Source organism: Mesorhizobium sp. USDA 4775 (assembly GCF_054062655.1).
Window position 1 is genome coordinate 4,564,528 of the sequence record NZ_JBSSFM010000001.1, and the last position, 18,925, is coordinate 4,583,452.

Sequence of the window (18,925 nt, forward strand, 5' to 3'; positions counted from 1 at the left end):
ACGATCATGCCGGTTAACGCTGCGCCAGGGATCCGTTGAGATTCAGGTCAGGTCGAGTCGAAAACGATGGGTTCCGAGAACCGGAGCGGAGCGTACTTTTGGGTACGTGAGCACCGGAAGCGCAGGAAACCATCGTTTGCAGGCCGGCCTCACCTGAATATCGACGGATCCAAAAAAAGGCCGGCAAGGGAATGACCCCTCGCCGGCCTGCCTCACCCGCCCGTGGGCCGGTTTCCCCTGTCAGAACGATCCCATCCGAAGGAAACCGGCCGTCATCGCCACTACCGGTTACCACCCAGCGCCGAGGCAAGGCGCACAAGCGAGAGGAACTCGGACCTGTATCCAAACGGGTCGGCTCCTCGGGCGGCAGTGGCAATCTCCATGATCTTGTCGTAGCCGAACTTCGCGGTCGCATCCTCGTCGCGCAGCTTCTGGCCGAAGGCAGCCACCGCGACGGAGAAACGCTGGTCGGTGCTGGCCTGGTCGAAGGACGCCACCTCGTTGGCCGAGGTCACCGGCGTGGTGATCAGCTTCGAGACATCCTCGTTCGGCAGCTTGTAGCGGATCTTGACGAAGGCATATTCGTCCGCATTGGCGACGCCGCCATTGTTGACCGTGGCCTGGCCATAGCGCAGCGGATCGATCTGCTCGCCGCCGCTGCCCTTCGGCGTGATCTCGTAGATCGCGGTGACCGAATGACCCGAGCCGATATCGCCGGCATCGACGCGGTCATTGTTGAAGTCCTCGCGGTTGAGCGCCCGGGTCTCGTAGCCGATCAGGCGGTATTCCGAGACCTTGTTGGGGTTGAACTCGACCTGGATCTTCACGTCCTTGGCGATCGGGAACAGCGTCGAAGAGGCATCCTCGACCAGCACCTTTTCCGCCTCGGCCAGCGTGTCGATATAGGCGGCGGTGCCGTTGCCGTTCTGGGCTATGGTCTGCATCATCTGGTCGTTCAGATTGTCGTGTCCGAAGCCGAACACCGACAGGAAGACACCGCTCTTGCGCTCCTGCTCGATCAGGCGCTTGAGATCATCATCGTCGCTCTGTCCGACATTGAAGTCGCCATCGGTGGCCAGCATCACCCGGTTGACGCCGTCCTTGACGAAGGATTGCTGGGCAAGCTTGTAGGCTTCTTTGATGCCGGCCTCACCGGCCGTCGAACCGCCCGGCTGCAGATTGTCGATGGCATTGAGGATCTTGTCCTTCTCGGCAGCCCTGGTCGGCATCAGCACGGTGCCGGCTTCACCGGCATAGGTGACGATCGAGATCGTGTCGTCGGCCCTGAGCTTGCTGACCAGCAGCCGGAATGCCGACTTGAGCAGCGGCAGCTTGTCCGGCTCGTCCATCGAGCCCGAAACGTCGATCAGGAAGACCAGATTGGCCTTGGGCTGCTCGGTCGGCTTGATGTCGAAGCCCTTGATGGCGACATGCATCAGCTTGGTGTGCCCGTTCCACGGCGTCGGCATGACGCTGACGGTCGAGTTGAACGGCGTCGACGCCGAATCCGGTCCCTTCCAGTCATAGGGGAAGTAGTTGATCATCTCCTCGACACGGACCGTGTCGGCCTGCGGCACCGCACCTTCCTTCAGCGAGCGGCGCACGAAGGAATAGGAGGCCGTGTCGACATCGATCGAGAAAGTCGAGACCGGATCTTCCAGCGCCGCATGCACCGGATTGGTCTTGAAATCCTGGACGCGGTTGCGGTTTTCCTCCTGCGGCGCGATCTGATCCGCCGGCGCGATGGTCGGCTGCGGCGCCATCAGCTTGGACTCGGCAGCCGGCGCGCGGGCGAGCCGCGACGTGCTCGGCGCGGCGCTATTCAGCGCGAATTCACCCGTTGGCGCCGGTGGTGCCGGCTCGGCCAACACCGCGCGTTCATTGGCAGTCTGCTGAGCTGTGCCGCCGGCCTGGGCGGCTTCGGATTTCGGCGGCGACGCCGGCGCCACAAGCACGCCGGTCGCGTCGCGGCTTTCGACATCCGCGTCGGCCTTCTTGTCCTTCGCCAGTTCGGTTGGAGCCTGCTTCGGCTCGGCCGGCTTCAACGTCGCCGGCTTGTCGGCCAGCGTCTCGGTGATCTTTTCGTCGCCGCCGAATTTGGCCGGCTGTTCCCTCAGCAGATGGAAGGTGGCGTATCCGGCGATCGGCAGGGCGACGAGCCCGGCAAGAGCCGGCGTGGCGATGAGTTTCTTTTGCATGATCTCGCTCCAGAGCTTTTGTGCTCGCTCTGTGAGACGAAGGCCGCCGACCGATCCTTGGGTGACGGCAGAAATATTTTCCTCATCATAGGCACGCAGGGCGGCTTCGAAGGCGCGCGCCTTCGCGCTCTCACCCGGCGCCGGTGCCGCGATATCGCGCAGTCTGTTGAGTTCGTTGTCGTCGACCATGGTCACACTTCCCCGGCTGAACGCATCAGCGCCTTCAGCCGTTTCTTCGCTTCATGGATGTGCCAGGAAACCGTCGTCTCCGAGATCGCCATCGCCTCGGCGGCGGCCGCATGGCTCAAGCCCTCGCCATAGACCAGCAGTACGGCGTCGCGCTGCTTGTCCGGAAGCTGCCGCACCGCGGTCCACAGCGCCTCGGCCGGATCCTCGCTCTCGGCCGGGGCCTCGCCCGAAATCAGCGCATGGACGCCATAGGCCTCGGTCTTCACGGTCTCGCGCGCGGTCTTGCGCATCATGTCGCGCGCCGCATTCATCGTCACGGAATAGAGCCATGTCGTGAAGGCGCCGCCGCCGCGATAGTCGCGGATCGCCTTGCCGAGCCGGACGCAGACTTCCTGGGCGATGTCTTCGGCATCCGCCTTCTTGCCGCACCAGCGATAGGCGGCGCGATAGACGAAGTCGTAGTGGCGCTCCAGCAATTTGCCGAAGGCACCCCTGTCTCCGCCCTTCGCCCGCCCGATCAGTTCGGCGTCGGAGGCTTCGCTCTCATCCAGCATCATCGCCATCATTTGCCTGTTGGACGAAGGCTAATGGCTAATCCTTGGGGTGATGCAAAGATTTTTTACGCACCGCCTCTTCCTCCTCCCCGTTCTACCGGGAAAAGGTGCCAGGCAGGCGGAAGCTTCACCCGAGTGTTTCGGCAAACAGCGTGATCAGCCTTCGCCAATGCCGTTCGGCGCCGGCTTCGTTGTAGACGCTGTGGTCGGGCACGCACCAGCCATGCGCCATGCCGACATAGTTCTCGATGGCGTGGTCGACTTCGGCATTGCGCAGCGCCTCCTCCAGCCGTGTCGACTGCTCCGGTGGGAAACTCCGGTCGACGCCGGCCATGCCGACATAGACCCTCGCCTTGATGGATGCCGCCTTGCGGTGCGGGCTGTCGGCGGCATCGCTGGCGAGATTGCCGCCATGGAAACTGGCGGCGGCCCTGATCCTGTCCGGGTAGGCCGCGGCCGCGTTGAGCGCCCGTGCGCCGCCCATGCAATAACCGACGGTCCCGATCGGACCCGTGATGCCTTCGCCGGCGAGCGCATCGAGAAAGGCGTCGCCGTCGCTGATGGTCATCTGCTGTGTCGTGCCAGCGACCAGCGCCATCAGCGCTGCCTTGCTGTCTTCCTCGGTGAAGGCGGTCTTGGCGTCGAACGGACCATAGGGCGCATTGCGATGGAACAGGTCCGGCACCAGCACCGCATAGCCTTCGCCCGCCAGCCGCTCGGCCATGCCGTCGAGCGCCGGACGCGGGCCGAAGGCATCCTGGTAGAGAATGACGCCGGCCTTGGCAGGGGACGTCTTGGCCGAGCGGAACAGGCCCGCCTTCGCCACCCCGTCACGGGTCTTGATCCTGAGGTCATGCTTCGTCATTGCCTGCTCCATTTGTCAGATGCGCGATACATATCCACGCGACCTTCCACGGCAAGGCATTCCCTAGAAGTATCCGTCAACATTTCGTGCAGCATCGCGTGACGATCACAGGCCGGCGAATGCCGCCATATGGAAGGCCTGGATATCAGACGGATAGCGATATTCCGTGCCATAGGGACAAGCGTTGCGGTCGAGGCAGCCGCCGCTCCGGCACGGTTCGCCATTCCCTCCCCGCACATGCGCCAGGCAGGCCCGGTAGGCGAAGCCTTCCGTGGAATAGGCATCGACCGGACAGGATTTCAGACAGGGTTTCGCGACACAGGCGTCGCAAAGATGAGTTGCCTCGCCCTGCTCCGGAAGCGCTATCTCGTCCTCGAAAAGCAACGCGCCGCGATAGGCATGCCAAAGCCCGTATTGCGGATGCATGAGGATGCCGAGCGGCGACGGTTTTAGCCCCTCTGCCCGAACAGCCCATTGCTGGAACGGCAGATAGGGCTTGTCGGAGGGAGAAACAGAGCGCGCGCCAAATGCCTCCGCCACATCGCCAATGACCTGCCGCGACCAGCTGTCGAGCGGATTGGCGATTGTCGACGGCTGCTGTTCGCGCCAGCGCAGGAAATGCGGCCAGGGTGTAGCACCCGCCTGCCCCACCAGCAGCACGGATTTCGCCGGCGCGCCCGAGGCGCCGTGAGGGGCGTCCTCGCCGTCAGAGAAAACAAAGCCGCCACGCAGGATGAGGCCATTGGCGCCGAGCGCGGCCGTGATCTCTTCGATCATGCCGCGCACAGAATCATCCCTTCTTGTCCGGGTCGGAGAAGGCGCTCCGCCAGACTTCCTTGTGGATGATGTTGGCGACTTTAGCCCCGCCTGACTCGGGCTCCTTTCAAGTGAAGGCGTCGGGCATCGACCCCTTCTTCTTGGCGATGAATTCCTTCAGGGCTTCGTCGATGCTCGCATCGAGATGCGGCGCCTCGTAGCTTTCCAGCCAGCGGCGGGCGAGCTCATTGGCACGCTGCGGCGCGGTCTTCTCGCCTTCGGCCAGCCACTGTTCGTAGGAATTGTTGTCGGCGATGCTGGAGCGGTAGAAGGCCGTCTGGAAATTGGCCTGGGTGTGGTCGCAGCCGAGATAGTGGCTGCCCGGGCCGACCTGGCGGATCGCGTCCATCGCCTGGCCGTTCTCCGACAGGTCGACGCCTTCGGAGAATTTCTGCTGCATGCCGAGCTGGTCGATGTCCATCATGAATTTTTCGTAGCAGGACGCCAGCCCGCCCTCGAGCCAGCCGGCCGAGTGGAGGACGAAGTTGGTGCCGGCGAGGATCGTCGAGTTCAGCGTGTTGGCGCTTTCATAGGCCGCCTGCGCATCCGGAACCTTGGACGCGCAGAGCGAACCGCCGGTGCGGAACGGCAGTCCGAGGCGGCGTGCGAGCTGGGCAGCGCCATAAGACACCAGCGACGGCTCCGGCGTGCCGAAGGTCGGCGCGCCCGACTGCATCGAGATCGACGAGGCAAAGGTGCCGAACAGCACCGGCGCGCCAGGCCGGATGAGCTGCGTGAACGATGCGCCGGCCAGCACTTCGGCCAGAACCTGCGTCAGCGTGCCGGCGACCGTCACCGGGCTCATCGCGCCGGCAAGGATGAACGGCGTGACGATACAGGCCTGGTTGTGGCGCGAATAAACCTTCAGCGCGCCCAGCATGGTTTCGTCGAACACCATCGGCGAGTTGGCGTTGATCAGGCTGGTCAGCACCGTGTTGTTCTCGACGAAATCGTCGCCGAACACGAGCTTGGCCATGGCAACGGTGTCTTCGGCGCGTTCCGGCGCGGTCACGGAGCCCATGAACGGCTTGTCCGAGTATTTTATGTGCGAATAGATCATGTCGAGGTGGCGCTTGTTGACCGGCACGTCGACCGGCTCGCACACCGTGCCGCCCGAATGGTGGATCGACGGTGCCATATAGGCGAGCTTCACGAAATTCTGGAAATCCTCGATCGTCGCGTAGCGCCTGACACCGTTAAGGTCGCGCACGAAGGGCGGGCCATAGACCGGCGCAAAGACAGTAGCATTGCCGCCGATCTGCACCGAGCGCTCGGAATTGCGGGCATGCTGGGTATAGACGGACGGCGCGGTCTTCAGCAGCGAACGGCAAAGACCCTTCGGGAAATGCACGCGCTCGCCCTTGACGTCGGCGCCGGCCTCTTTCCAAAGCTGCAGCGCTTCGGCGTCGTCGCGAAAAATGATGCCGATCTCTTCGAGCACCGTGTCAGTGTTTTTCTCGATCAGGGCGAGGCCTTCCTCGTCGAGCACCTCATAGATGTTGATCTTGCGCTTGATGTAGGTGAGTTGGGTACCGGGTCCGCCGCCGGAACGCGCGGCGCGCCTTGCCGCCGCTCCGCCGCTCGCGCCTCGCCCACGCCGCGCGTTTGACGCTTCCTGGTCGACTGCCGCGTGTTCGCTCATGATCGCTCTTCCCTGAATATGGCCTGGCCTGACGATGGCTGGTCCGTAGCCGTTGTGGCCGCATGGCGCGGCTTTCGCCGGATCGTAGCCATGCACCCTATTCGAAACGGCCCGTCCGCGCCAACGCCTGTCGCAAAATCGACAAGAAAACCAATAGATTTTCCAGTCGCTTTCCTTTTGCGGGAAGTCGCAAATCAGCTATGGATAGCCGCCCGTTGCGGGTTAGGTATGAACGCTAATATTTTGTGCCTTGCGACACAGTCGCGATGCCGTGAGGAGCTGGATAAAAATGTCCGACGACGAGATCATCCTTTCTGAACTTTCCGACGACGAGTTGGTGCAGCAGATGCACGACGATCTCTATGACGGGTTGAAGGAAGAGATCGAGGAAGGCACGCGCATCCTGCTGGAGCGTGGCTGGGTACCCTACAAGGTGCTCACCGAGGCGCTGGTCGAAGGCATGCGTATTGTCGGCGAGGATTTTCGCGACGGCATCCTGTTCGTTCCCGAAGTGCTGTTGTCCGCCAACGCCATGAAGGCCGGCATGTTCATCCTGCGCCCGCTGCTCGCCGCCACCGGAGCGCCGAAGCAGGGCAAGATGGTGATCGGCACCGTCAAGGGCGACATCCATGACATCGGCAAGAACCTCGTCGGCATGATGATGGAAGGCGCAGGCTTCGACGTCATCGACCTCGGCATCAACAATGCGGTCGAGAAATATCTCGATGCGATCGAGCAGCATCAGCCCGACATCATCGGCATGTCGGCGCTTTTGACCACCACCATGCCCTACATGAAGGTCGTCATCGACACGATGAAGGAAAAGGGCATCCGCGACGACTACGTCGTGCTGGTCGGCGGCGCGCCGCTCAACGAGGAATTCGGCAAGGCCGTCGGCGCCGACGCCTATTGCCGCGATGCCGCGGTGGCGGTCGAGACCGCCAAGGACTTCATGAAGCGCAAGCACAATGTCCGCGCTTCGGCCTGACCCAAGGCATCAGGATGACCGACAAGAAAAAGCCGCGCCTTGCAGCGCGGCTTTTCTGTTCCCAGATGATGGGAGAGGCTGCCGATCAGTTGGCGACAGTGTCTTTGACCGCCCTTGCCGTCGATTTGACATCCTTGCCGACACCCCGAATGGTGTTGGCGCAGGCGGTGAGTGCAAGTGCGCAGGCAAGGATAGCCATCGGCGCGATACGTAGCAGTTTCATGGGTGGTGTCTCCCTCGACAGGTAAATTAGCCCCGCAGCGAAAGCCGCTCGACTTGGTCAAGACGCAAAAAACGAAACCGAATCAAACAGACAGGTTGCTTGTCATCGCCTGTGGGATGATTGCGCGTGAGGTATTAGCCGTCAAGGAACAGCTCGGGCTGGATCACCTGGAACTGACCTGCCTGCCGGCCGAGTTTCATTTCTATCCCGACCGCATCGCGCCCGCCATGGACAGAGCGATCGAGAAGGCCAAGACGGAGGGTTACGAGCACATCTTCGTCGGCTATGCCGATTGCGGCACCGGTGGCCTGCTCGACCGCGTCATCGAGAAGCATGGCGTCGAGCGCATGGCCGGCCCGCACTGCTTCGCCTTCTATCAAGGCATGGAAGCCTACGCGAAGATCGCCGACGACGACATGATGTCCTTCTACATGACGGATTTCCTGTGCCGCCAGTTCGATGCATTCTTCATGAAGCCGCTCGGCCTCGACAAGCACCCGGAACTGATCAAGGACTATTTCGGCAATTACGAAAAGCTGGTCTATCTGGCCCAGACCGACGACCCGGAACTCGACAAGGTCGCGGAAAAGGCCGCCGCCCTGCTCGGCCTTGCCTATGAGCGGCGCGCGACCGGCTATGGCGACCTGACGGTCGAAATGGCGCAGGCAGCGAAGGTCGCCTGATCGCGATTGCGCTAGCCTGGCCCATTCTCCGCCCTTAGCGCCACCAGCACATCGGCAAAGCTCGTCTTACAGACAAAGCCGAGCCTCTCCCGCAACCGCGAGGCATCATAGACGCGGTCGATGGAGGCAAACATCGTCCAGCCTTTTTGCGCGTAGAGCGCCGGAAAGTCCGGGAAATAGCGCGCGACCACCGACGGCGCATCGGCGATCAGTTCGGCGCAATCATCAGGCCGGAACGGTGTCGGCGCACAGACGATAGAAATGTCGAAGCCAAGCTTCGGCGCTTTCTCCAATGCCGCGACATGGGCTTCCGCCGCGTCTTCCACTGTCAGCCGGCGGAACAGCAATTCGTTCGCCTTGGTGTTGGCATCTGATTGTTCAATCGCATGCGCCATATCGTCGGCTTCGGGAAAGAAGCGGGCCGTGCGCAGCACGACCACCGGCAGGCCATGCTGCAGATGATAGAGGCGGCAGAGATGTTCGGCTGAAAGCTTGGTCACGCCATAGATGTTGCGCGGCTCGGGCGACATCGCCTCGGTCAGCCAGGCGGCCTTGCGCGCACCGCCCTTGAAGCCGTCGCGTATCGCCTGCGAGATCATCAGCGAGGTGGTCGAGGTGAAGACGAAGCGCTGCGCGCCGCTCGCCACCGCGGCGTCGAGAAGGTTCAGCGTGCCCTGCACGTTGGTGGCGACGAAATCGCTGTTGGCGCGGCTCTCTATATTGGGCTTGTGCAGCGCGCCGCTGTGAATGATGGCTTCGATTCGATTATCCCCGACCGCCCGCATGACCAGATCGCGATCGGCGATCGAGCCGATCACCTGCGTTTCCACCGAAGGAACAGGATCGAGGCCAATCACCTCATGACTAAGCGCGCGCAGGCGCGGCGCCAGCGCGCTGCCCAGCCAACCCGACGATCCCGTGAGCAAGATTCGCATGCGTCGCACCATGATTTTTGACGGCTACGCTGTTAAGCACGGATGACAGGCGCGAGCGACCCGATATGGTCAGTCATCGGCCGGCAACGGCGCCGCTCCAGACATCAACTGCCATTTTTTAGACTGCCATTTTAGAGACTCAGGGAGTTCCAGATGATCCTTCGTCCCCTTTTTGCCGCCATCGGCCTGCTCTGCTGCACCCTGCCCGCCCTTGCCGACGGCCAGGTACAGAAGCTGATCACGCCTGCCGACAAGGTCCGCCTCGACAAATATGGCGAGACGCGCAAGGCGGCGCTCGCCGAGGCGAAAGCGGGCAGCCCGGCCGAGGTCAAACAACTTGATGCCTTGCTGGCCAAGCCGCTGGTGTCGTTCTCCGACAAGGACCTGACCGGCAACTGGAAGTGCCGCACCATCAAGGCAGGCGGTTTGAGCCCACTCGTCATCTATGGCTGGTTCAAGTGCAAGGTGACCGACGACGGTTCCGGCTGGCGGCTGGAAAAGATCAGCGGTTCGCAGCGAACCCAGGGCCGCTTTTTCGACGATGGCGAGAAGCGCGCCATCTATCTCGGCTCCGGCTCCGTCAACAACGATCGGGCAAAACCTTATGGCAGCGGTCCGCAAACCGACCAGGTCGGCTATGCCTTCCGCACCGGTGCCAGCGAATGGCGCGTCGAACTTCCCGCGCCCTACTACGAATCGAAGCTCGACATCATCGAGTTCAAGCGCTGAGCGTGGTCATCAAGATTTAACCCCGTTCCGGCACAAATCCGGCCAGCATGCGGCAGCTGGCCGCGTGCAAGGCAGGAAAGCGGGCCATGTCTTCACCGGTAGCAACCAGCGCGTCGATCGTCGTCGTGACCGGCGGCGGCCAGCATGTCTGGGCCATGATCAACGCGATCGCCGATCGCGTTGGTCCTGTCAGCGTCATCCTCGAAACCCCTGAATCCAAAAAGCAATTGCTGCGTGGTCGGGCTCGCCGCCAAGGCTGGGTCTCGGCCATGGGCCAGCTCGGCACGATGGTGCTGAGCAGGTTGGGCAAGCGGCTGCGGGCCGGCCATAGCGCGCGATTGATTGCCGAGGAGAGACTGGAGGTTGAGCCACGACCAGGCCAGGAGATTATCCACGTAGCCTCGGCCAATGGGCCTGAGTGCCTGCAGGCGATCCAGAAGATCCAGCCAGGCGTCGTGCTGCTCAACGGTTGCCGACTGATCTCGGCCGAGATGCTGCGCAAAATGCCCTGCCCGGTGCTCAACTACCATGCGGGCATCACGCCGAAATATCGCGGCATGAATGGCGGCTATTGGGCCCTGGCATCCGGTGACGCGCAGAATTTCGGCACGACCATCCACCTCGTCGACGCTGGCGTCGACACTGGCGGCGTGCTGAAGCAGGCACGCGGCAGACCGGAAAAAGGCGACACCATCTCCAGTCACGCGCTCCGCCAGGCGGCGTTCTCGCGCGATATCTGCATCGAGGCCGTCAGCGATGCACTGGCCGGAAAACTCACAACGATCGATCCCGGCCTGCCTTCCAAACAATGGTATCATCCGACGATCTGGTTCTACCTCTGGACCGGCCTCAGAACCGGAATCTGGTAGGTCTCATCAGCCCGGAGCCGCACAGGGCCAGACGGCTTTTCGGCACGCCGACCCTGCCGCCGGTGCGCTCCGCGAACGAATAAACACGCCTTTCATTTTACGACATTGAAATGCGTCGCTTTTGAATGCGCGCGCGTCGTCCCATAACAAGCGGGTCCATTGCGCATCCGGCAATGCTCTGAGATCGAGGAGCGAGAATTCATGGCCGATCTTATCGTCGTCTACTGGCGCGACATCCCTGCCCAGGTCATCGTCAAGAAGGGCCGGCAAAATGCCAAGCGCGAGCTGCCGCTGCGCTTCACCGAAGCCATCGACATGTGCGCCATGCGCACCGGCGCCGGCGGTACCGACGACTATCTGGCCGAATGGCGCAAGGCCGATCCGGTTCCGGTCGGCGACGATCTCGAAGTCGAGGTCGAAAAGGCTTTCCAGGACCTCGACACGAAATATGACCGTGAAAGATTGGTCGCTCTGGTCAAGGCGGGCGGCAAAGAAAATGTCTGAGACCACTCCTGTCAAAAACGATGGGCCGACGGTTACCCAGGCCACCCTGGTCAAGAAGGCTGCGCCGAAATCCGACTACAAGCCGGCCGACGTGTCGCCGCAGCGGCGCGTGCAGCGCTCCTTCGCGGTGAGATTATGGTCGATCCGGCATTCGCGTCTGCTCGAATGGTTTTATTCCCGCTTCGCCGACATGTTTCTGCTCCTCCATCCTCTGTGGAGAGGCATCGGCTACGGCCGCGTCGAGGCTCCGATCAAATTCGTCGAGAAGCGCGTCAAGGGGTTCATGTTCGACTGCCGCATGTGCGGCCAGTGCATCCTGTCGTCGACCGGCATGTCGTGCCCGATGAATTGCCCCAAGCAGCTGCGCAACGGCCCCTGCGGTGGCGTGCGTGCCAATGGCAATTGCGAGGTCGAGCCCGATATGCCCTGCGTCTGGGTCAAGGCCTGGGAAGGCTCGCAGAACATGGTCAACTCCGACAAGATCCTGGCCGTGCAGAAGCCGGTCGACCAGTCGTTGCGTGAAACCTCCGCCTGGCTGCGGGTCACCGCGCAGGCGGCTGCCGCCCGTGAAGCCGCCGCCGCACCAAAGACCGGAGCCGCCGCATGAGCGCCCGTCAGCGCGACGAGAACCCGGCCGGCATTCACCTGCCGCTCGATCCCCTGCCCGGCCATTCGTCCCGCGGCCGGCTGGAGCGTGTGCTGCGGCGCGGTGAATTCGCCGTGACGACCGAACTCAATCCACCCGACAGCGCCGATCCCGAGGACGTCTACAACCGGGCCAAGATCTTCGACGGCTGGGTCGACGCCATCAACGCCGTCGATGCCTCCGGCGCCAATTGCCACATGTCCTCGGTCGGTATCTGCGCGCTTTTGACCCGCATGGGCTATGCCCCGATCATGCAGATCGCCTGCCGCGACAAGAACCGGATCGCCATCCAGGGCGACGTGCTGGGCGGTGCCGCCATGGGTGTCGCCAACATGCTGTGCCTGACCGGCGATGGCGTGCAGGCCGGCGACCAGCCCGGCGCCAAGCCGGTGTTCGACCTCGATTCCATGTCGCTGCTCGAGACCATCCGCATCATGCGCGACAACGGCAAGTTCCTGTCCGGCCGCAAGCTGACGACGCCGCCACAGGTCTTCCTAGGCGCTGCCGTCAACCCGTTCGCGCCGCCCTTCGACTTCCGCCCGATCCATCTCGGCAAGAAGATCGCCGCCGGCGCGCAGTTCGTGCAGACGCAGTATTGTTTCGACGTGCCGATGTTTAGGACCTTCATGCAGAAGGCGCGCGATCTCGGCCATACCGAAAAAGTGTTCGTCCTGTGCGGCGTCGGTCCCCTTGCCTCGGCCAAGACCGCCAAGTGGATCCGCTCCAACGTGCCTGGTATCCACATCCCGGATGCCGTCATCAAGCGGCTGGAAGGCGCGCAGGATCAGAAGAAGGAAGGCAAGCAGCTCTGCATCGACATCATCAACGAGGTGAAGGAAATCCCTGGGATCTCGGGCGTCCATGTGATGGCCTACCGCCAGGAGGAATATGTCGCCGAGATCGTCGATGAATCGGGCGTGCTGAAGGGCCGCCAGCCTTGGAAGCGCGAAATCCGTCGCGACGACCAGATGGTTGCCGACCGGCTCGACCACATCCTGCACGACGAGATTACCGAAACCCAGGTGGATATGGTGAAAACCGCGCATTGATCCGCGCGGAGGATCACCATTCGCTTGATCGAAAAGAGATAACGATATAAAGAACTCTTTATATCACGACGGAGAGATTTCATGACCCGGACCATCGTTGCCTCGGCGACACGAGAAATCATCATCGGCTTCGACCAGCCCTTCTGCGTGATTGGCGAGCGCATCAACCCGACCGGCCGCAAAAAGCTCGCCGCCGAGATGGTCGCCGGCAATTTCGAGACCGTCATCAAGGACGCGCTGGAACAGGCCGCCTGCGGCGCCACCATGCTCGACGTCAATGCCGGCGTCACCGCGGTCGACCCCAACGCCACGGAGCCGGCGCTGCTGGTGCAGACACTGGAGATCGTCCAGGGCCTCGTCGACCTGCCGCTGTCGATCGACAGTTCGGTCACCGCCGCGATCGAGGCGGCACTCAAGGTCGCCAAGGGCCGCCCGCTGGTCAATTCCGTCACCGGCGAGGAAGAAAAGCTCGAAGCCATCCTGCCGCTGATCAAGAAATACAACGTCCCGGTCGTCGCCATCTCCAATGACGAGACCGGCATTTCGATGGATCCGGACGTGCGCTTCGCCGTCGCCAAGAAGATCGTGCAGCGCTGCGCCGATTTCGGCATTCCCGCGCACGACGTCGTCGTCGACCCTCTGGTCATGCCGATCGGCGCGCTGGGTGACGCTGGCCGCCAGGTGTTCGCTCTGCTGCGCCGCCTGCGCGAAGAGCTCAAGGTCAACACCACCTGCGGCCTGTCCAACATCTCCTTCGGCTTGCCGCATCGTCATGGCATCAACGCCGCCTTCATCCCGATGGTGATCGGCGCCGGCATGACCAGCGCCATCATGAACCCGGTGCGTCCGCAGGAAATGGAAGCCGTGCGCGGCGCCAATGTGCTCAACGGCACCGACGAGAACTGCACCAACTGGATCAGGACCTACAAGGACTACAAGCCGGCCGAAGGCGGCCATGCGGTCGCGGCGCCAACGGCAGTCAACGCCCCCGGCGAAGGCGGCGGCAATGGCGGTCGCCGCCGCGGCGGCCGTGAAGCCCGCATGGGTCGGGGGTAAGCGCGCAATCGTGAACCGGACTGCAAACCACGCTGGACCGATCGCATCATCGATGCGGTCGGACGCGTCTGCTTTGCGGTCAGGCGACGCCCAATATGGCGTCGAACAACGCCATTCCCGCCCACGATCCGAATATGCCGGTCACGCCGCCTATGACGAAGTCATCGTCATAGGCGGGCCACAGCCCGTTGAGCAGCAGCACCGCGACAATCGCACCGAGAATTCCGGTGGCCAGATATTGCGGATTGCGCAGCCACGGCCCCTTCAGCACCCGCACCATGGTAAAAGCGGTGAATATGCTGGACAGCAGGAGATCGGACATGATTGGCCTCTGGACCATCAGACAGTCCGCCCAATAGTGAAACGATCCGTTAAACGGTATCGACAATCCCTTCCGAGACACGTGTACGCATGAACTCGCCTGCCAACATTACCGATCCACTCGTGCTGTTCATGCCGTCGGGCAAGCGCGGGCGGTTTCCCGTCGGCACGCCGGTGCTCGATGCCGCGCGTCAGCTTGGCGTCTATGTCGAGAGCGTGTGCGGCGGCCGCGCCACGTGCGGGCGCTGCCAGATCGAGGTGCAGGAAGGCAATTTCGCCAAGCACAAGATCGTCTCCTCCAACGACCACATCTCACCCAAGGGACCCAAGGAAGAGCGCTACGAGCGCGTGCGCGGCCTGCCTGAGCGGCGTCGCCTCTCCTGCTCGGCGCAGATCCTCGGCGACCTCGTCATCGACGTGCCGCAGGACACGGTCATCAACGCGCAGACCATCCGCAAGGATGCCGACACCAGGGTGATCGCCCGCGATACGGCGATCCGCATGTGCTATGTCGAGATCGAAGAGCCCGACATGCACAAGCCGCTCGGCGACCTTGACCGGCTGAAGATCGCGCTGATGAAGGATTGGGGCTTCAAAAACCTCGAATTCGACTTCTACCTGCTGCCGCAGGTGCAAGGCATATTGCGCAAGGGCAACTGGACCGCGACCGCCGCCATCCACAAGGACGCCGACAGCGATATAGCGCGCGTCATCGCGCTGTGGCCGGGCCTCAAGAACGAGGCCTATGGCCTGGCTTGCGATATCGGCTCGACCACCATCGCCATGCATCTGGTGTCGCTGCTGTCGGGCCGCGTCGCGGCTTCGTCCGGCACCTCGAACCCGCAGATCCGCTTCGGCGAGGATCTGATGAGCCGTGTCTCTTATGTGATGATGAACCCGGACGGCCGCGAAGGCATGACGGTGGCCGTGCGCGAGGCGATCTCCAGCCTCGTCGACAAGGTCTGCGCGGAGGGCAATGTCCAGCGCAACGACATTCTGGATTCCGTCTTCGTCGGCAATCCGATCATGCACCATCTGTTCCTCGGCATCGATCCGACCGAACTCGGCGGCGCCCCCTTCGCACTCGCCGTCTCGGGTGCGGTGCGTATCAAGGCCTCCGACATCGGCCTTAAGCTCAACCAGGGTGCGCGCCTCTATATGCTGCCCTGCATCGCCGGCCATGTCGGCGCCGACGCGGCGGCGGTGACGCTGTCGGAAGGCCCGCATCGCCAGGACGAGATGATGCTGATCGTCGACGTCGGCACCAATGCCGAGATCGTGCTCGGCAACCGTGCGCGGGTCGTGGCGGCCTCCTCTCCGACCGGTCCGGCTTTCGAGGGCGCCGAAATCTCCGGCGGCCAGCGTGCCGCGCCCGGCGCCATCGAGCGCGTGCGCATCGATCCCGACACGCTGGAACCAAAATACCGCGTCATCGGCTCGGAACTGTGGTCCGATGAGCCCGGCTTCCTCGACAGCGTGCAGGCGACCGGCGTCACCGGCATCTGCGGCTCCGGCATCATCGAGATCGTGGCGGAGATGTATCTCGCCGGCATCATCTCGGAGGATGGCGTTGTCGACGGATCGCTTGCCGCGCGCTCTCCGCGCGTCACCGCCAATGGTCGCACCTTCTCCTATGTGCTGAAGGAAGGCGAACCGAAGATCACCATCACCCAGACCGATGTGCGCGCCATCCAGCTCGCCAAGGCAGCCCTCTATGCCGGCACCAAGCTTTTGATGGAAAAGCAGAATACCGAGCATGTCGACCGCATCCATTTCGCCGGCGCCTTCGGCTCCTTCATCGATCCGAAATACGCCATGGTGCTGGGCCTGATCCCCGATTGCGACCTCGACAAGGTTTCCGCCGTCGGCAACGCCGCGGGTGCTGGTGCGCGCATGGCGCTCCTGAACCGTGGCTATCGCCGCGAGATCGAGGAGACGGTGAGCCAGATCGAGAAGATCGAGACCGCACTGGAACCGAAATTCCAGGAGCATTTCGTCTACGCCATGGCGCTGCCCAACAAGGTCGACCCGTTCCCGAAACTGTCGGCGGCGGTGAAACTGCCGCCGCGCAAGACGGTGAGCGAGGACGGCATCGCCGGCGACGCCACGCCGCGCCGACGCTCGCGCGAAGGCCACGCGGCAAGGCGTAGCCGCGAATAGACGCGACCTTCACAGGCCATCTCGAACCTCAAACTCATTTGCATGCAAATGTTTCCGGATCGAACCGATCTGGAAACCAAACCGCTGTTTTCGCGAAATCCATCCGATACATGGCAGGCGCATTTACCCCGCATCGAACGGCGGCCGAGGACAATCCTCGACCCCCGCCGTTCTTCAAGGGAGATGAAAATGTCGATGTTCGAAAATCTCGGCCGCTTCGGTGTGACCATCAGGCAGAACCACGCCAGGAACAAGGCGATCCGCGCGCTGAACAGCCTACCGGCGCATGTCCAGAAGGACATTGGCTGGCCGGCATCGCCGCCCAGCGATCCGCAGGCCGCGCTCACGTCGCTGCTTCTGGGCACGGCGCGCTGATGACCTTTGCCGACAAATGCAAATTGCTCGGCAGGCGCCGGGGATCTCGGAAATCCCTGGCTGCCACCAGCAACCGGCTGCGCGCGGCCTTTTTGCCGCGCCGCTGACGTCGGCGGCGCCGATCACACCGCCGTGTGGACAGAGCGCAAAACTTGACATTTCGGGTGAGCGTACGATCTTCGGAGCTAGTGGAGGTTTCTCTTAGTCGGCTGCAGCCGAAGTTCGTGTATCCGCATGCCAAGTTTCAAAAGCCACGTCGTGTCCTTCGTGCTCAGGTACAGCCGCAAGAAGGCGTTTGCCAGCCCGGAAAACCTGCAGCGCTGGATAGCGGCCGCGCGCAAGACCGAGGATCACCGTCCGCCGGCCTCGCTGCATCAGCGTTTTCACATCCAGACACGTACCATCGACGGATTTCCGGTCTACGAAGTCGCACCAAGAGCAGGCGAGCAAAAGCGGATTCTCTACCTGCATGGCGGCGCCTATGTCTTTGAAATCACGCCCTATCACTGGCACCTGATTGCCGAAATGGCCGACCGGCTGGGCTACGGCATCACGGTGCCGATCTATCCCATCGCCCCGGAGCACGATTTCCACGCCATGTTCGGCATGGTCCGCGACGTCTATCGCCAGATGCTCGACGAGGCCGAGGCGGAAGACATCGTCTTCATGGGCGACTCCGCCGGTGGCAACATGGCGGTGGTGCTGACAATGATGGCCGCCGAAGAAGGCTTGCCCCTGCCCTCGCGCCACGTGCTTATCTCGCCCGGCCTCGACATGTCGCTTTCCAACCCCCAGCTGTTCGAGGCAGAGCGCAACGACCCCTGGCTCGGCATCCCGGGCGGTCTCGAAGCAATCCGCATGTACAGCGCCGGCATCGACCGCAGCGACTGGCACATCAGCCCGATCTATGGCGACCTGTCGGTGCTGCCGAAAACGCTGCTTTTGACCGGCTCGCGCGATCTCTTGACGCCCGACAATCTGATCTTCGCGCAAAAGGCGCGGGAAGCGGGTGTCGAGGTTGATGTCGTCCACGAGGAAGGCATGTTCCATGCATGGCCATTGATCGACATGCCGGAATCGCGACGCGCGCGACAGCACATCGTCACGTTCCTCGGCGAGAGCCTCTCACCGGTCAGGCAAGATAGGAAAACGAGATTTCAAGCGCCCTCCGCCGAGGCGGCGGAGTAGCGCTTTCGATCCGACGACAGATCAGAACTTGCCGGTTTCCCGGAACACTTCGAAGGTCGCGCGGATGTGGTCGGCGACGGCCTTGACCGGCGCGCTGGCGTCCGGCGCCACCACCATGGCAAGATTGTAGGTGCCGATATCGGGCATGCCGTCCTTGGGGCAGAGCTCGACCATGTCGTTGCCGAGGAATGATCGCGGCAGCGGCGCGACCGCGAGGTCGGCCATGATCGCGGCGCGCTGGCCGGCCGTGTGTGCGCTCATATAGGCGACGCGGTAGTTGCGGCCCTCGCGTCCCAGCGCTTCGAGCGCGCCGGCACGCCAGGCGCAGCCCTCTTCCCACAACGACACCGGCAGCGGTTCGCGCAGATGCGCGCAGCCGCCCTTGGCGCCCGCCCAGACGATCGGCTCGGTCAAAAGCACCTCGGCGCCGAGCGCGCTGGTCTTGTAGGAGTTGGTAAGAAGTGTGATGTCGAGCGCCCGGTCGTCCATGCGCCGGCGCAGATTGCTGCTCTGGTCGATGGTGACGTCGACGGCGATCGAGGGATGCGACTGCGCGAAACGCTTCAGCACATGCGGCAGCACGCGTTCGCCGTAATCATCCGGCGAGCCGAGCCGCACCACCCCGACAATCTCGGGAATGATGAACTTCGACACCACCTCGCGGTTGATCGACAGCAGCCGGCGGGCATAGCCGAGCAGCATCTCGCCATCCGTGGTCAGCGACACGGAACGCGCATCGCGCGCGAACACCGAACGACCGAGAATGTCCTCCAGCTTCTTGATCTGCATGGAGACCGCGGACGGTGTGCGGAAGACGGCATTGGCGGCAGTGGTGAAGCTGCCGGTCTCGGCAATCGCCACGAAAGTGCGCAAAACGTCGAGATCGAGGAGCGGCAGTGGATGATTGAGCGGGGCGTTCATGGGAAGCGACCTTC

The 18,925-nt window shown here is 62.9% G+C and carries 20 protein-coding genes; 11 read left to right on the forward strand and 9 right to left on the reverse strand.

All coding sequences use genetic code 11. The annotated features are described in order from the left end of the window. Positions 1–281: 281 nt before the first annotated feature. The 5 genes from ACVILI_RS22335 to ACVILI_RS22355 form a co-directional block, all read right to left on the reverse strand. The gene (locus tag ACVILI_RS22335; protein WP_038647378.1) at positions 282–2,387 is read right to left on the reverse strand and encodes a vWA domain-containing protein; all 2,106 of its coding nucleotides are present in this window, start codon (positions 2,385–2,387) and stop codon (positions 282–284) included. Positions 2,388–2,389: 2 nt separating this feature from the next. Continuing rightward, positions 2,390–2,950, reverse strand: coding sequence for an RNA polymerase sigma factor (locus ACVILI_RS22340; RefSeq protein ID WP_027046948.1), 561 nt, complete (start codon positions 2,948–2,950; stop codon positions 2,390–2,392). Positions 2,951–3,068: 118 nt separating this feature from the next. Next, positions 3,069–3,806, reverse strand: a complete 738-nt coding sequence (locus ACVILI_RS22345) for a dienelactone hydrolase family protein (protein WP_084791770.1) — start codon at positions 3,804–3,806, stop codon at positions 3,069–3,071. 105 nt (positions 3,807–3,911) lie between these two features. Next, positions 3,912–4,592, reverse strand: coding sequence for a 4Fe-4S dicluster domain-containing protein (locus ACVILI_RS22350; RefSeq protein ID WP_038647382.1), 681 nt, complete (start codon positions 4,590–4,592; stop codon positions 3,912–3,914). 97 nt (positions 4,593–4,689) lie between these two features. Further along, a complete protein-coding gene (locus ACVILI_RS22355) occupies positions 4,690–6,264 on the reverse strand; it encodes a trimethylamine methyltransferase family protein (RefSeq protein WP_019858696.1) in 1,575 nt (524 codons plus the stop codon). A gap of 289 nt (positions 6,265–6,553) precedes the next feature. Between ACVILI_RS22355 and ACVILI_RS22360 the strand changes: the two genes are divergently transcribed. Then, positions 6,554–7,252: a corrinoid protein gene (locus tag ACVILI_RS22360; RefSeq protein ID WP_027046950.1), complete on the forward strand. Its 699-nt coding sequence runs from the start codon at positions 6,554–6,556 to the stop codon at positions 7,250–7,252. A gap of 85 nt (positions 7,253–7,337) precedes the next feature. On the opposite strand, the gene ACVILI_RS22365 is transcribed toward ACVILI_RS22360, so the two are convergent. Next, positions 7,338–7,475, reverse strand: coding sequence for an entericidin A/B family lipoprotein (locus tag ACVILI_RS22365; protein WP_081296086.1), 138 nt, complete (start codon positions 7,473–7,475; stop codon positions 7,338–7,340). A gap of 53 nt (positions 7,476–7,528) precedes the next feature. On the opposite strand from ACVILI_RS22365, the gene ACVILI_RS22370 reads away from it, so the two are divergent. Beyond that, on the forward strand, positions 7,529–8,158 hold the full coding sequence (locus ACVILI_RS22370) for a DUF1638 domain-containing protein (RefSeq protein WP_038647385.1): 630 nt from the start codon (positions 7,529–7,531) through the stop codon (positions 8,156–8,158). A gap of 11 nt (positions 8,159–8,169) precedes the next feature. On the opposite strand, the gene ACVILI_RS22375 is transcribed toward ACVILI_RS22370, so the two are convergent. Continuing rightward, on the reverse strand, positions 8,170–9,093 hold the full coding sequence (locus ACVILI_RS22375) for an NAD-dependent epimerase/dehydratase family protein (protein ID WP_051726921.1): 924 nt from the start codon (positions 9,091–9,093) through the stop codon (positions 8,170–8,172). A 153-nt stretch (positions 9,094–9,246) separates the two neighbouring features. Here ACVILI_RS22375 and ACVILI_RS22380 point away from each other — a divergent pair, with 153 nt between their 5' ends. The 6 genes from ACVILI_RS22380 to ACVILI_RS22405 all read left to right on the forward strand — a co-directional run bounded on the left by ACVILI_RS22380 (position 9,247) and on the right by ACVILI_RS22405 (position 13,946). Beyond that, positions 9,247–9,822, forward strand: coding sequence for a DUF4893 domain-containing protein (locus ACVILI_RS22380; RefSeq protein ID WP_019858700.1), 576 nt, complete (start codon positions 9,247–9,249; stop codon positions 9,820–9,822). An 86-nt stretch (positions 9,823–9,908) separates the two neighbouring features. Continuing rightward, positions 9,909–10,691, forward strand: coding sequence for a formyl transferase (locus ACVILI_RS22385; RefSeq protein ID WP_027046952.1), 783 nt, complete (start codon positions 9,909–9,911; stop codon positions 10,689–10,691). A gap of 201 nt (positions 10,692–10,892) precedes the next feature. Next, on the forward strand, positions 10,893–11,195 hold the full coding sequence (locus tag ACVILI_RS22390; RefSeq protein WP_038647387.1) for a virulence factor: 303 nt from the start codon (positions 10,893–10,895) through the stop codon (positions 11,193–11,195). After that, on the forward strand, positions 11,188–11,802 hold the full coding sequence (locus ACVILI_RS22395; protein WP_038647388.1) for a methylenetetrahydrofolate reductase C-terminal domain-containing protein: 615 nt from the start codon (positions 11,188–11,190) through the stop codon (positions 11,800–11,802). Before ACVILI_RS22390 ends, ACVILI_RS22395 begins: the two co-directional genes overlap by 8 nt. Beyond that, positions 11,799–12,890: a methylenetetrahydrofolate reductase gene (locus ACVILI_RS22400; protein ID WP_010910014.1), complete on the forward strand. Its 1,092-nt coding sequence runs from the start codon at positions 11,799–11,801 to the stop codon at positions 12,888–12,890. The genes ACVILI_RS22395 and ACVILI_RS22400 overlap by 4 nt, the downstream gene beginning before the upstream one ends. Positions 12,891–12,971: 81 nt before the next feature. Continuing rightward, entirely contained in the window at positions 12,972–13,946 is a 975-nt protein-coding gene (locus ACVILI_RS22405; protein WP_019858705.1) for a methyltetrahydrofolate cobalamin methyltransferase, read from the forward strand. A gap of 79 nt (positions 13,947–14,025) precedes the next feature. Here the strand turns inward: ACVILI_RS22405 and ACVILI_RS22410 are convergent, their stop codons facing one another. Then, a complete protein-coding gene (locus ACVILI_RS22410) occupies positions 14,026–14,268 on the reverse strand; it encodes a hypothetical protein (protein WP_236952029.1) in 243 nt (80 codons plus the stop codon). A gap of 89 nt (positions 14,269–14,357) precedes the next feature. Between ACVILI_RS22410 and ACVILI_RS22415 the strand changes: the two genes are divergently transcribed. From ACVILI_RS22415 to ACVILI_RS22425, 3 genes are all read left to right on the forward strand, one after another. Beyond that, positions 14,358–16,427, forward strand: a complete 2,070-nt coding sequence (locus ACVILI_RS22415; RefSeq protein ID WP_010910017.1) for an ASKHA domain-containing protein — start codon at positions 14,358–14,360, stop codon at positions 16,425–16,427. Between the two features lie 189 nt (positions 16,428–16,616). Beyond that, positions 16,617–16,802 (forward strand): hypothetical protein, encoded by a 186-nt coding sequence (locus ACVILI_RS22420; protein ID WP_027046953.1) that lies wholly within the window; start codon positions 16,617–16,619, stop codon positions 16,800–16,802. Positions 16,803–17,036: 234 nt separating this feature from the next. After that, on the forward strand, positions 17,037–17,990 hold the full coding sequence (locus tag ACVILI_RS22425) for an alpha/beta hydrolase (RefSeq protein WP_038647390.1): 954 nt from the start codon (positions 17,037–17,039) through the stop codon (positions 17,988–17,990). Between the two features lie 21 nt (positions 17,991–18,011). Here ACVILI_RS22425 and ACVILI_RS22430 read toward each other — a convergent pair whose 3' ends face one another. Further along, complete coding sequence (locus ACVILI_RS22430) at positions 18,012–18,911, reverse strand: LysR substrate-binding domain-containing protein (protein ID WP_010910020.1); 900 nt, start codon at positions 18,909–18,911, stop codon at positions 18,012–18,014. Positions 18,912–18,925: the final 14 nt, after the last annotated feature.